This window comes from Kribbella sp. NBC_00482 (assembly GCF_036013725.1).
GTDB lineage: Bacteria > Actinomycetota > Actinomycetes > Propionibacteriales > Kribbellaceae > Kribbella.
In genome coordinates, this window is sequence record NZ_CP107881.1 from 4,501,185 (window position 1) to 4,513,221 (window position 12,037).

The window sequence follows — 12,037 nt, forward strand, 5'->3', positions numbered from 1 at the left end:
GGCGCAAGCCACAGTGACGGGGTGTTTCGGATCACTGACGCTCCGTCCCGAGAGGTGTGCCCGTGTCTTCTACTGAACAGTCTGTGCGACGTGGTGGCGTTCGGCCGTTGCTGGTCCGCCTGCACTTCTACGCGGGGATCCTGGTCGGCCCGTTCCTCCTCCTGACAGCGCTGACCGGGTTCCTCTACGCGTTGGCCCCGCAGATCGAGAACGCGCTGTACCGCGACACGATCGCCGTCGAGAGCTCGGGTACGACGAGGCCGATCGGCGACCAGGTAACGGCTGCTCGGGAGCGTCAACCGGAAGGCACGCTGCTCGCCGTACGCCCGGCGGCCGGGCCGGGAGACACCACCCGGGTGCTGTTCGACGCACCCGGGCTCGGTGAGTCGGAACGCCTTGCTGTGTTCGTGAATCCGGGCAACGCGCAGGTCACCGGCGAGCTCGTTGCCTATGGCTCCAGTGGTGCGTTGCCGTTCCGCACCTGGCTGTCGCGTCTGCACGCGAACCTGCACCTCGGTGACGTCGGGCGGAACTACAGCGAGCTGGCCGCATCGTGGTTGTGGCTGATCGCCCTGGCGGGCCTGGTGCTGTGGTTCACCGGCCGCCGGAGCGGATCTCGTTGGCGGGTAGAGCGATCCGGCAGCGCACGCCGCCGTACGTTGTCGTGGCACGGAGTTCTCGGGACGTGGGTGATCCTCGGGATGCTGTTCCTGTCGGCGACCGGCCTCACCTGGTCGCGTTTCGCCGGAGCGAACGTGACCGAGCTGAAGGCGTCGCTGGACTGGAAGACACCGACGGTCAGTACGGCGCTCGCCGACGCCGACCACGCGGGTCACGAGGGACACGCGTTCCCCGGCGGCGAGGTCGACCCGGCGGTCGACGAATGGACCCAGGCGTTGCAGTCCGCCCGCTCGGCCCAGCTGGACGGGCCGCTCGAGATGGTGGCGCCGAAGACGTCCGGCACGTCGTTCGTGGTCAGCGAGATCGGGAAGGCCTGGCCGACCCAGGCCGATTCGGTCGCGGTCGACCCGATGTCGGGGAAGGTCGTCGACGTCGTCCGGTTCGAGGACTACCCGATCGGGGCGAAGCTGTCGCGGTGGGGGATCGACGCGCACATGGGCATGCTGTTCGGCCTGGTCAACCAGATCCTGCTGCTGATCGTCGCCGGGACCGTCGTCGCGTCGGTGATCTGGGGCTACCGGATGTGGTGGCTGCGCCGGCCGACGCGAGGGCATGCCTTGCGGTTCGGTCGTCCGGCCCGGCGTGGTGCGTGGCGGGAGATCCCCGTGCTCGCGGTGGTCGCGCTGCTCGTCGTTGCGGTCGGGGTCGGGATGTTCCTGCCGCTGCTCGGGATCAGCCTGGCCGCGTTCGTGGTGATCGATCTGCTGATCGGTCTCTATCGCTGGCGGAAGACCGGCACGACCGAGCCGTCACCGGAAGAGCCGGCAGCTGAGGCTGCGGCCGCGGCGGACGAGCTACTCGTATGACATCGGCTCGAGGGTCATGGTGACGGTCCAGAGCAGGTTGCGGAGAATCCGGCGGTCCTCGGGCGTGAGCTTCGCAAGCGCCCGGCGACCCGCGCGGTCGTAGATCTCCTGGACTGTGTGGGCGAGCTCGACGCCGCGGTCGGTCAGCTCGATGCCGACCTGGCGGGCGTCGGTGGTGTTGCGCACCCGGCGGACCAGTCCGGCGGCCTCCATCCGCTGGGTCGTCTTGGTTGCCGTCGGCACCTCGACGTCCAGGACCTTCGCGAGCCGCGCCACCGGGAGCGAGCCGTGGTGCAGCAGCTTGGCGAGCACCAGCTCCTGGCCCGCGTGCAGCACGGTCCCCGCGAGCTCCTCCGCGATCGCCTTCCGCGTCGCGCGCTCCGCGAACCGCAAGGCGATCAGAACATCGGCCTCATCCGCCGGAGCATCCGGCGACCACCCACCATGGCCGGCCGAGCTGTCCGGGCGGCCCGCGCCGGACGTGTCGGCCGTGTTGCTCGGGGTGGTCACGTGTGGCTCCGCGGGCGGAAGGGGTTCCGGTTGGTGTAGTCGCCGATGTAGTCGGTGGGGATGGCGGGTTCGCCGCGGCTGAGTTGGCTGGCGGAGCGGGGGAGCTCGTCGCGGGCCTTCTCGTGGTGCGCCTGCGACTCCTCCGGTGTGGTCCGGCCGACGATCTTGCCCTGCTCGACGAGCGGCTTCAGCAGCACGCGGTCGTCGCCGTCGTCGACCGGCTGCTCACCGACGCCGATCAGTTCGACCTCCGCGACCCCGGCCGCCGTACGCCGCCGCAGCGCCCACTTCCGGCCGCCGATCGAGATCTTGTCCGGGCTCTTCTTCGCCACCGGCATCAGTTCGCCGCTCGCGTCCTCGCGGGCGACGAGTTTGTACACGAACCCGCAGGTCGGGTACCCGGAGCCGGTGACCAGCGACGTACCCACGCCGTACCCGTCGACCGGCGCCGGCGCGAGCGCGGCGATCTGGTACTCGTCCAGGTCGCTCGTCACGATGATCCGGGTCTTCGTCGCGCCCAGCGAGTCCAGCTGCTCGCGGACCTGCCCGGCCAGCGACGGCAGGTCACCCGAGTCCAGCCGGACCGCGCCCAGCTCAGGGCCGGTCAGCTCGATCGCGGTCCGCACCGCCTCGGCGACGTCGTACGTGTCGACGAGCAGCGTCGTACCCTTGCCCAGCGCGTCGACCTGCGACCGGAACGCGTCCTCCTCGCGGTCGTGCAGCAGCGTGAACGCATGCGCCGCCGTCCCAGTGCTCGGGATGCCGAACCGGCGGGCAGCCTCCAGATTCGAGGTCGCGCTGAACCCGGAGATGTACGCCGCCAGCGCCGCGCCGACCGCTGCCTCCTCGTGGGTCCGCCGCGAACCCATCTCGATACAGGGCCGCCCACCCGCCCACCAGGTCATCCGCGACGCCGCCGAGGCGACCGCGGAGTCGTGGTTCAGGATCGACAAGAAAACGGTTTCCAGCAGCACTGCCTCGGCGAACGACGACTCCACCACGAGCACCGGCGAGCCGGGGAAGAAGATCTCGCCGTCGGCGTAGCCGGAGATGTCGCCGGAGAACCGGTACTCCGCCAGCCAGTCCCGGGTAGCCTGGTCGACGACGCCGCGATCGGCCAGGAAGGCGATCGTCTGCTCGTCGAACCGGAACCGCTCGAGCGCGTCCAGCAGGCGGTTGACGCCCGCGACCACGCCGTACCGGCGGCCGTCCGGTAGCCGGCGGGCGAACAGCTCGAACACCGAGCGGCGCTGCGCCGTGCCGTCGGCCAGCGCGGCCTGCAGCATGGTGAGCTCGTAATGGTCTGTCAAGAGCGCGGTCGAGTGCGTCACAGGAGCAGCCTATTGCGAGACCGGAACCGATGATGGAGAGAATGGACAGGTGACCACCGCACCAAGCGAACTCGAGAGCGCCGAGGTCGACGAGGCGATCGAGTTGAGCCCGCCCTGGGTGACCATCGTCTGGAACGATCCGGTCAACCTGATGGACTACGTCACCTTCGTCTTCCAGACCTACTTCGGCTACTCCAAGCAGAAGGCGGAGAAGCTGATGATGCAGGTGCACAAGGAAGGCAGGTCGGCGGTCTCGAACGGCAACCGGGAAGCGATGGAACGCGACGTGGAAGCGATGCACACCTACGGCCTGTGGGCCACCTGCGAGAAGTCGTGACCCGGTTCCGCAGGCGCCGCAAGACCGTCGTCGTCAGTTTCGCCGAGCACGAGGCGGACATTCTCGCGAACCTGCTCCGCAACCTGGTCGAGCTGCTGTACGACGGTCTGCCGCCGCGCGCCACCGAGTCCAGCGACCCGCTCGCGGCGCTGCTGGACTCCGACGGGCCGACGTCGCCGCCCGAGGACGTCGTACTGCAGCGGCTGCTGCCGGACGCGTACAAGCAGGACGACATGGCGTCGTCCGAGTTCCGCCGGTTCACCGAGCGGGGGCTGCGCGAGGGCAAGGTCACCGACGCCAAGCGGGTGCTGTCCGCTCTCGAGGAGTCCGGTGCCGACGAGATCGCCCTCGAGCCGGACGAGCAGCTCTCCTGGCTGCGTGCGCTGAACGACCTCCGCCTCGCCATCGGCACCCGCCTCGACATCAAGGACGACGACGACTACACCACCTGGGAGAAACTCCCCGACGACGATCCGCGCCGCCTGACCTACGACCTCTACGACTGGCTCGGCTACCTCCAATCCGCCCTCCTCCACAACATGCGCTGACTGCTGACTACTTGACCGAGCCCTCGAAGTGGACCGATTCGTAGTCGAAGCCGGGCTGGACCTCGACGTCCATCGCCTGCCGGCCCTTCGGTACCGCGAACCCGAGCTTGGCGGTCCTCGCGTGGCCGGGTGTCACCGAGCCCTCGAAGCCGCCGTCGAGCCCGTTCTCGGAGTCGAAGACGTCAGCGGCCTGATCACCGTTTGCGCCGTAGGCCAGCTTCACTGTCGTCAGCGTCAGGTCGGCGGTCTTCTTCGTGCCGTTCCGGATCGTCACGGTGACGATCACACCGGATCCGCCCGGCGTACCGCCGGAGGCGTACTGACTGATCTTGAAGCGGTCGACCTTCGTCACCTGGACCTTAAGACCGTCCTCGTAGGTGAACCATTGGGTCGCGCCGACCTTTGCGATCGCCGGCTCCTCCTCGGCAGGTGTGGTCTCCTCGACGGCAGGCGGTTCGGTGTCGTACGGAGAATCGCCCTCCGTCGGCACGGAGGTCGGTGCGGAGTTGGTCGTCGCTCCCGAGCCGGCCTGCTTTGACGCTTGTTGTGGCGTCGCGCAGCCGGCGATTGTGAAGGCCGCAATACTCAGGCCGATGACGGCGCGCGTGAACGCTCTGTGTGACACGGTGTTCCCCCATTTCCCCGAGCCCCCCTCGGGATCTAGTCGTGACGGTAACGGCGTGTGACTGGTGTGCGCCAGATGCGGACCGGACCGGATGCGATGTGTGACTGATCTGTGATTCGCGCCGCCGGTCGGCGGACGTCCGCCACTCACCAACCATCGCTGGTGATCGCCGGCCACGCTCGATGTGTCTACGCTCGGGCTGCTCCGGGGGACTTGATGAGTGGTGGAGGTCCGCGCTCTTGTACAACGTGCGTTGAGGCGGGGAAACAAATCGCCAGCACACGCACATTTCTTTCCCCTCCGCAGGGCTGATTAGGGTGGCCCGTATGGAGATGCGGCGGCTCGGGCGGACCGGGCGGGGTGTTGGTGTGGTTGGGCTTGGGGCTTGGCAGCTTGGGGCCGACTGGGGGTCGGTGGACGAGAGCGACGCGATCGCGGTGCTGCAGGCGGCGATCGACGGTGGCGTGACGTTCATCGACACCGCGGACGTGTACGGCGATGGGCGCAGCGAGCGGCTCGTGGGGCAGGTGCTCAAGTCGTCCGAGGGCCTGACTGTGGCGACGAAGATGGGCCGCCGCGTCGAGCAGGTGCCGTCGAACTACGTGCTGGAGAACTTCCGCGCGTGGAACGACCGCTCCCGGCAGAACCTCGGCGTCGACACGATCGACCTGGCGCAGTTGCACTGCCCGCCGACGCCGGTCTACTCCGACGACGAGGTCTTCGACGCGCTCGACACTCTCGTCGACGAGGGCCGCATCGCGTCGTACGGCGTCAGTGTCGAGACCTGCGCCGAGGCGCTGACCGCGATCGCACGGCCGAACGTCGCGTCGGTGCAGATCATCCTGAACGCGCTGCGCCTGAAGCCGCTCGACGAGGTCCTGCCCGCGGCACAGGCGGCCGGCGTCGGCATCATCGCCCGCGTCCCGCTCGCCAGCGGGCTGCTCTCGGGCAAGTACGACGAACACACCACGTTCGCCGACGACGACCACCGCACGTACAACCGGCACGGCGAGGCCTTCGACGTCGGCGAGACCTTCTCCGGCGTCGACTTCGCCACCGGCCTGGAAGCGGTCCGCCGCCTGATGCCCTGGCTCCCGGCCGGCGCCACGATGGCCCAGTTCGCGCTCCGCTGGATCCTCGACCAGCCCGGCGTCTCGGTCGTGATCCCCGGCGCCCGCAACCCGGCCCAGGTAGCCGGCAACATCTCCGCCGCCACCCTCACCCCACTGACCGCCGACCAGTTGGCCGCCGTCCAGCAGACGTACGACGACCTGATCCGCCCCCAGATCCACGACCGCTGGTAGATCAGCCTCGAACGACGCTCACGGTCGTGGACACGATTCCGGTGACGATGCCGACGACCGCTCCCGCGCTGGCCAGACACTTGGCCGGATTGACCCACAGCCCGCGGTTCAGCTCACGCCATCTGCGCGGTACTACCGCGAGCTTGAGCTTCTGGTACTTGTGCTGACGCACCTGCCTGCACCCGAGCAGGATCCCCGACGAGTTGTTCCTGCACGGCCCCTGCCGGCCCTCGGCGCCACACCAGACGGGTACCTGGAACAGGAAATAGGCCGTCACCAGCGCCCACCCCGCGATCAGCACGGCCGGCCCGAGGCTCCACGACCAGATCACGGTCAGCATGATCGCCAGCAGTCCCCAGCCCCAGTACTTCCGTAATCCCCTCATAGTTGCCCAGTATCACCGTCTGACTACTCTCCGAAACCATCCACTATCTGGACGCAGAGTGCGGTCGGCCGGATGCGGCGGTTCGGCCAACTACCGTGGAGGCGTGTTGGTGATCGAGAAGGCGACTGTTGACGCGATCGTTGCGCATGCCCGGCGGGATCATCCCGACGAGGCGTGCGGCGTGGTCGCGGGCGCGGAAGGTTCGGACCGGGCGACCCGGTTCGTCCCGATGCTGAACGCCGCCATGTCGCCGACGTTCTACGAGTTCGACTCGGGTGACCTGCTGCGGCTCTACAAGGAGCTCGACGAGCGGGACGAGGAGCCGGTGGTGATCTACCACTCGCACACCGCGACCGAGGCGTACCCGTCACGCACCGACATCAACCTGGCCCAGGAGCCGGGCGCCCACTACGTGCTGGTGTCGACACGGGACGGCGCCGACTCCCCGTCGTACGACGGGCCGGTCGAGTTCCGGTCGTACCGGATCGTCGACGGCGAGGTCACGGAAGAAGAAGTACGCGTGGTTGGTTCTTATGCGGAGACAGAAGGAGAGCACTGAAGATGGCGATCGAGCTGCGCGTGCCGACGATCCTGCGCACCTACACGGGTGGCGCGAAGGCGGTCACCGGCGACGGCGTGAACCTGGCCGAGTTCATCGACGACGTGAACGGCACCCACCCGGGCCTCAAGGAGCGCATCGTGGAGGGTGAGCCGGAGGAGTTGCGCCGGTTCGTGAACGTGTACGTGAACGACGAGGACGTCCGGTTCACCGGCGGGCTGAAGACCGAGGTCAAGGACGGCGACGTGGTCGTCGTGCTCCCCGCGGTCGCCGGCGGCTGACGGACCGGGTTCGAGAACATGCGCTTCGACAGTTTGCTCGACTCGGTCGGCGGCACCCCGCTGGTCGGGCTGCCGCGGTTGTCGCCGACGGCCGACGTACGGCTCTGGGCGAAGCTCGAGGACCACAACCCGACCGGGTCGATCAAGGACCGGGCCGCGCTGCGGATGCTGGTGGACGCCGAGAAGGACGGCCGGCTGCGTCCGGGCAACACGATCCTCGAGCCGACGTCCGGCAACACCGGTATCTCGCTCGCGATGGCGGCCAAGCTCCGCGGGTACCGGATGGTCTGCGTGATGCCGGAGAACACCTCCGAGGAGCGCCGCCAGATCCTGCGGATGTGGGGTGTCGAGATCATCTCCTCCCCGGCCGCGGGCGGTTCCAACGAGGCGGTCCGGGTCGCGAAGCAGGTCGCCGAGGAGCACCCGGACTGGGTGATGCTGTACCAGTACGGCAACCCGTCGAACGCGCTCGCGCACTACGACGGCACCGCGCGGGAGATCTTCGAGGACCTCCCGTCCGTCACGCACTTCGTCGCAGGCCTCGGCACCACCGGCACGCTGATGGGCGCCGGCCGGTTCTTCCGCGAGCACAAGCCGGAGGTGCGCATCGTCGCCGCCGAGCCGCGGTACGGCGAACTCGTCTACGGCCTGCGCAACCTCGACGAGGGCTTCGTTCCCGAGCTGTACGACGAGACGCTGATCGACGCCCGCTTCTCCGTCGGCCCGCGGGACGCCGTCCGCCGGGTCCGCGAACTGCTCGACAACGAAGGCATCTTCGCCGGCATCTCGAGCGGCGCGATCCTGCACGCGGCGCTCGGCCAGGCGGCCAAGTGCGTGCGCGACGGCGAGTCGGCCGACATCGCGTTCGTGGTCGCGGACGGCGGCTGGAAGTACCTGTCCACCGGCGCCTACGAAGGCACCATCGACGAAGCCGAGGACCGTCTCGAAGGCCAACTCTGGGCCTGAGCCGTTGCTGGACCGGCAACTTCTTGTGCCCGAAGCACCTGCCGGACGGCAGGCTTGGCCGGGTGAAGAGACGTGATACCGGACCGCCGGCGACCGCGCCGGGCGAGCGCGACGTACTGCTCGGCTTCCTCGACTATCTCCGGACGTCGATCGCGGCCAAGGCGGAGGGTGTGCCGGAGGACGAGGTGCGCGCACCCGGCGTACCTTCCGGGACCAATCTGCTCGGACTCGTGAAGCATCTGACCGCGGTGGAGCGGTACCACTTGCTCGGGCATGAGGTGCCGGATTGGAAGGCGACGTTCCACGCGGGAGCCGACGAGACGGCGTCGGAGGTGCTCGCGGCGTACCGGAAGGTGGGAGCCGAAGCGAACGCGGCGGTTGCGGCTTGGGACGACCTCGCCGTACCGGGGCCGCGGCCGGGCGCGCGTGCTGCGCCGTCGCGGCGGTGGACGCTCGTGCATCTGATCGAGGAGACCGCCCGGCATGCGGGGCACGCCGACATCCTGCGCGAGCAGCTCGACGGCCGAACGGGACGCTGAAACCTTTTCGGTGCAGGAGTGAGGGGAACCGGAACGGCGGGCGGAGGGCCGGTCCGGGCTGGTGGCGCCTTTGTTGCCTTAGGCACCTGCAGGGGTGGTTACGTCATGGTGCCTACGGTTGTTTGAACAGGACCTTGCGGCCGAGTCGGGGATGGATGCCGCGGCCCTTGCAGCTGCTGCACGGGCGTTGGGCATAACTGAAGATGCTGCCGCGGTGCCGGCCGGCACCTTTGCACCGGTTGCACTTGGCGTTCGGGTGCAGCGACAGCGAGACGACGTACGCAGCGACTATCGTCATCAGCGCCAGCAGCAGGAGCCCCGTCGGTCCGATGGACGACGCGATGTCCGCGGCTGTGCCGTTGTTCGACTCCGTGGCCTGACTCGCCGCTTGTCCTGCGGCGGCGACGTGTTCGGGCTGCGGAGTCGGTGCGGCGGTGGTACCCAGTACCACCGCGAGGTGATGCGTCAGATCCATGGCATCACGAGGGGCGGTCGAGCAAACATCGCTCCAGAGTGGCGCGCATCACGCGAAAAGGCAATTCCATAACGTAAAGATGTGGACAACCTCGGCGTGTCGTCCCCAGCGGTTAGGTAAGGCTGCACTTGTGATCTGCCCGGTCGCGGACCTGTATAAGCTTTTCCCGTGGCAGACGCACCGGTGGGGATCTTCGACTCAGGCTTCGGGGGACTCACCGTCGCCCGCGCGGTACTCGATCAGTTGCCGCACGAGCCGATTCTCTATCTGGGCGACACCGCGCGGCAGCCGTACGGGCCGAAGCCGATCGCCGAGGTGCGCGAGTACGCGCTCGAATGCCTGGACCATCTCGTCGAGGCCGGCGTGAAGATGCTGGTGATCGCGTGCAACTCCGCGAGTGCCGCGATGCTGCGGGACGCTCGCGAGCGGTACGACGTACCGGTCGTCGAGGTGATCCTGCCGGCCGCGCGCCGGGCCGTGGCGGCGACGCGGAACCAGCGCGTCGGCGTGATCTGCACGAAGGCGACCGCGCAATCGCTCGCCTACGAGGACGGGTTCGCGGCCGCGCCGCAGGTGGAGCTGTTCACGCACGCATGCCCGAAGTTCGTGGACTTCGTGGAGTCCGGCGTCACGTCCGGACCGGAGCTGCTCGAGGCCGCCCACGAGTACCTGGACCCGCTGGTCGAGGAGGGCGTCGACACGTTGATCCTCGGGTGCACCCACTATCCGTTGCTCACCGGCGTCATCTCGTACGTGATGGGCGACAACGTCACGCTGGTCAGCAGCGCCGAGGAGTGCGCGAAGGACGTGTACGGCGTACTCACCAAGACCGGCCTGCTCCGGCCCGACCATCTCCCGACCCCGGCGCACCGCTTCGTCACCACCGGCAACCCCGCGGAGTTCGCCGCGATCGGCTCCCGCTTCCTCGGCCCGGCCCTCGGAGTGGTCGACCAGTTCGCCTGGGTCCGGTGACGGTGTGATCCAGGTCGCACCCGGCCGTTGTCCAAGGCACCGGAAGGCGCCCGGATGCCTGTGTGGTAACCGAATCGACGCGTCCGGTCGTCCTGCGCGGGGGTCGACTCGCCGGTAGTGTTCCAGATATGAAGCTCACCGTGATCGGTTGCTCCGGGTCTGTGCCCGGGCCGGACTCGGCCGCCTCGAGCTATCTGGTCACAGCCGACGGGTTCAACCTGATCCTGGACCTCGGCAGTGGCGCGCTCGGTTCGCTCCAACGGCATGTCGCCGTACCGGAGATCGGGGCGATCGGCCTGTCCCACCTGCATCCTGACCACTGTATGGATCTGTGCGGGTTGTACGTCGCGGCGCGCTATGCGCCGGGGGCGCCGATCCCGCGGATCCCCGTGTTCGGGCCGCCCGGTACGTCGGAACGCATGGCGCTGGCGTACGACCTGCCGCTCGATCCCGGGATGGAGGAGGAGCTGGAATTCCATGCCTGGCAGGATGTTCAGCAGATCGGGCCGTTCACGATCCGCACCGCGCCGATGGTGCACCCGGTGCCGGCGTTCGCGATCAGGGTGGAGCACGGCGGCAAGTCGCTGGTCTACACCGGCGACACCGGCCCGAACGACGCGTTGATCGAGCTCGCTCGCGGCGCCGACGTACTGCTGTCCGAGGCCGCACTGCCGGACAACGAACCGAACAATCCGGTTGACCTGCACCTGACGCCCGCGGACGCTGGTGAGCATGCGAAGAAGGCTGGTGTGAAGCGGCTCGTCATCACGCACGTGCCGCCCTGGTACGACCGCGTGACGCAGGCCGAGAACGCCCGCCGTACCTTCTCCGGACCGGTCGAGATCGCTACGCCGCATGCCGTTTTCGACATCTGACGGCATTCGGTTGTGGACCGCAACCACCGGTACGGCGACCGGTCGGCCGGCGGTCGTGATCCTGCACGGCGGACCGGGCCTGTGGGACGACTACGCCGTACTCGCGGAGATGCTCGACGACCTCGTCGTCGTGCACCGCTTCGACCAGCGCGGCTGCGGTCGCTCGGACCCGTCCGACGTGCAGACGCTGGCCCGGTCGGCACGCGACATCGACGAGCTCCGCGCGTACTTCGGTCATGAGCAGATCGTCGTCATCGGCCACTCCTTCGGCGCGACGCTGGCGATGACGTACGCCGCGACGTACGGCGATCACGTGGCCGGGGTCGTGTACCTCGACGGTGTCGGCATCGGCGACTGGCGTACGGCGTACGACTCCGAGCAGGCCCGCCGGATGACACCCGAGCAGTTCGCGCGACTGGAGGAACTGTCCGGCAGGCAACGCACGCCGGCCGAGGAGACCGAGTTCCGCGCGCTGTCCTGGTTCACCGACCATGCCGATCGGGAGCGCGCGATGGAGTGGGCGTACGCGAGCGCGTCCGTCGATCTTCCGATCAACTTCGCCGCCAACCGCGCGCTGGGGGCAACCGGACGCCTGGCACCTGAGGAGCTGGCGGCACAGGCTGCCGCGATCCAGGCCCCGGTCACGTTCGTCCACGGCGCCGGGGATCCACGCCCGGCCTGGGCGGTCCGCGATCTCGCCGACCATGTCCCGAATCACACGTTCCACCTGATCCCGGCCGCCGGCCACTCACCCTGGCTGGAGCAGCCGGAGCTTGTCCGGGAGGTGCTGCGCGGCGCTGTCCAGTAGACAGATCGCAATTCTGAGATCTACTCTCAAATTAG

Annotated in this window: 16 protein-coding genes; 11 read left to right on the forward strand and 5 right to left on the reverse strand. The window is 68.5% G+C overall.

Going from position 1 to position 12,037, the window contains the following annotated elements; genetic code table 11:
* The first annotated feature begins 62 nt into the window (after positions 1-62).
* Positions 63-1,487 carry a PepSY-associated TM helix domain-containing protein gene (locus OHB24_RS22090; RefSeq protein ID WP_327640989.1) on the forward strand — a complete coding sequence of 475 codons (1,425 nt, stop codon included), beginning with the start codon at positions 63-65 and terminating at the stop codon, positions 1,485-1,487.
* Here OHB24_RS22090 and OHB24_RS22095 read toward each other — a convergent pair.
* Both OHB24_RS22095 and OHB24_RS22100 read right to left on the reverse strand, forming a co-directional pair.
* Complete coding sequence (locus OHB24_RS22095; RefSeq protein WP_327640990.1) at positions 1,476-1,997, reverse strand: MarR family winged helix-turn-helix transcriptional regulator; 522 nt, start codon at positions 1,995-1,997, stop codon at positions 1,476-1,478. The genes OHB24_RS22090 and OHB24_RS22095 overlap by 12 nt on opposite strands.
* The gene (locus OHB24_RS22100; RefSeq protein ID WP_327640991.1) at positions 1,994-3,328 is read right to left on the reverse strand and encodes a nicotinate phosphoribosyltransferase; all 1,335 of its coding nucleotides are present in this window, start codon (positions 3,326-3,328) and stop codon (positions 1,994-1,996) included. Before OHB24_RS22100 ends, OHB24_RS22095 begins: the two co-directional genes overlap by 4 nt.
* Positions 3,329-3,377: 49 nt before the next feature.
* Between OHB24_RS22100 and clpS the strand changes: the two genes are divergently transcribed.
* Both clpS and OHB24_RS22110 read left to right on the forward strand, forming a co-directional pair.
* Complete coding sequence (gene clpS, locus OHB24_RS22105; RefSeq protein WP_327640992.1) at positions 3,378-3,665, forward strand: ATP-dependent Clp protease adapter ClpS; 288 nt, start codon at positions 3,378-3,380, stop codon at positions 3,663-3,665.
* Positions 3,662-4,213: a DUF2017 domain-containing protein gene (locus tag OHB24_RS22110; RefSeq protein ID WP_327640993.1), complete on the forward strand. Its 552-nt coding sequence runs from the start codon at positions 3,662-3,664 to the stop codon at positions 4,211-4,213. The genes clpS and OHB24_RS22110 overlap by 4 nt, the downstream gene beginning before the upstream one ends.
* A 7-nt stretch (positions 4,214-4,220) precedes the next feature.
* Here the strand turns inward: OHB24_RS22110 and OHB24_RS22115 are convergent, their stop codons facing one another.
* A complete protein-coding gene (locus tag OHB24_RS22115; RefSeq protein ID WP_327640994.1) occupies positions 4,221-4,838 on the reverse strand; it encodes a DUF4352 domain-containing protein in 618 nt (205 codons plus the stop codon).
* Positions 4,839-5,164: 326 nt separating this feature from the next.
* Between OHB24_RS22115 and OHB24_RS22120 the strand changes: the two genes are divergently transcribed.
* Complete coding sequence (locus OHB24_RS22120) at positions 5,165-6,142, forward strand: aldo/keto reductase (protein WP_327640995.1); 978 nt, start codon at positions 5,165-5,167, stop codon at positions 6,140-6,142.
* Position 6,143: 1 nt separating this feature from the next.
* Here OHB24_RS22120 and OHB24_RS22125 read toward each other — a convergent pair whose 3' ends face one another.
* A complete protein-coding gene (locus OHB24_RS22125; RefSeq protein ID WP_327632702.1) occupies positions 6,144-6,527 on the reverse strand; it encodes a hypothetical protein in 384 nt (127 codons plus the stop codon).
* Positions 6,528-6,630: 103 nt separating this feature from the next.
* On the opposite strand from OHB24_RS22125, the gene OHB24_RS22130 reads away from it, so the two are divergent.
* The 4 genes from OHB24_RS22130 to OHB24_RS22145 all read left to right on the forward strand — a co-directional run bounded on the left by OHB24_RS22130 (position 6,631) and on the right by OHB24_RS22145 (position 8,872).
* Positions 6,631-7,086 carry a M67 family metallopeptidase gene (locus OHB24_RS22130; RefSeq protein WP_327632703.1) on the forward strand — a complete coding sequence of 152 codons (456 nt, stop codon included), beginning with the start codon at positions 6,631-6,633 and terminating at the stop codon, positions 7,084-7,086.
* A gap of 2 nt (positions 7,087-7,088) precedes the next feature.
* Positions 7,089-7,367 (forward strand): MoaD/ThiS family protein, encoded by a 279-nt coding sequence (locus tag OHB24_RS22135; RefSeq protein ID WP_327632704.1) that lies wholly within the window; start codon positions 7,089-7,091, stop codon positions 7,365-7,367.
* 18 nt (positions 7,368-7,385) lie between these two features.
* The gene (locus OHB24_RS22140; protein ID WP_327632705.1) at positions 7,386-8,333 is read left to right on the forward strand and encodes a PLP-dependent cysteine synthase family protein; all 948 of its coding nucleotides are present in this window, start codon (positions 7,386-7,388) and stop codon (positions 8,331-8,333) included.
* Positions 8,334-8,395: 62 nt separating this feature from the next.
* Entirely contained in the window at positions 8,396-8,872 is a 477-nt protein-coding gene (locus OHB24_RS22145) for a DinB family protein (protein WP_327632706.1), read from the forward strand.
* A gap of 112 nt (positions 8,873-8,984) precedes the next feature.
* Here the strand turns inward: OHB24_RS22145 and OHB24_RS22150 are convergent, their stop codons facing one another.
* Complete coding sequence (locus OHB24_RS22150) at positions 8,985-9,347, reverse strand: hypothetical protein (RefSeq protein WP_327632707.1); 363 nt, start codon at positions 9,345-9,347, stop codon at positions 8,985-8,987.
* Between the two features lie 168 nt (positions 9,348-9,515).
* Between OHB24_RS22150 and murI the strand changes: the two genes are divergently transcribed.
* The 3 genes from murI (at position 9,516) to OHB24_RS22165 (ending at position 12,002) form a co-directional block, all read left to right on the forward strand.
* Entirely contained in the window at positions 9,516-10,319 is an 804-nt protein-coding gene (gene murI / locus OHB24_RS22155) for a glutamate racemase (RefSeq protein ID WP_327632708.1), read from the forward strand.
* 128 nt (positions 10,320-10,447) lie between these two features.
* Entirely contained in the window at positions 10,448-11,194 is a 747-nt protein-coding gene (locus tag OHB24_RS22160) for an MBL fold metallo-hydrolase (RefSeq protein ID WP_327632709.1), read from the forward strand.
* Entirely contained in the window at positions 11,175-12,002 is an 828-nt protein-coding gene (locus tag OHB24_RS22165; protein ID WP_327632710.1) for an alpha/beta fold hydrolase, read from the forward strand. The genes OHB24_RS22160 and OHB24_RS22165 overlap by 20 nt, the downstream gene beginning before the upstream one ends.
* The last annotated feature ends 35 nt before the right edge of the window (positions 12,003-12,037 follow it).

Excerpts from the sequence above, each read along its gene's own strand:
- OHB24_RS22120 (WP_327640995.1), top strand. The coding sequence starts at position 5,165 with ATGGAGATGCGGCGGCTCGGGCGGACCGGGCGGGGTGTTGGTGTGGTT.
- OHB24_RS22125 (WP_327632702.1), bottom strand. The coding sequence starts at position 6,527 with ATGAGGGGATTACGGAAGTACTGGGGCTGGGGACTGCTGGCGATCATG.
- OHB24_RS22135 (WP_327632704.1), top strand. The coding sequence starts at position 7,089 with ATGGCGATCGAGCTGCGCGTGCCGACGATCCTGCGCACCTACACGGGT.
- OHB24_RS22140 (WP_327632705.1), top strand. The coding sequence starts at position 7,386 with ATGCGCTTCGACAGTTTGCTCGACTCGGTCGGCGGCACCCCGCTGGTC.
- OHB24_RS22150 (WP_327632707.1), bottom strand. The coding sequence starts at position 9,347 with ATGGATCTGACGCATCACCTCGCGGTGGTACTGGGTACCACCGCCGCA.
- OHB24_RS22160 (WP_327632709.1), top strand. The coding sequence starts at position 10,448 with ATGAAGCTCACCGTGATCGGTTGCTCCGGGTCTGTGCCCGGGCCGGAC.
- OHB24_RS22165 (WP_327632710.1), top strand. The coding sequence starts at position 11,175 with ATGCCGTTTTCGACATCTGACGGCATTCGGTTGTGGACCGCAACCACC.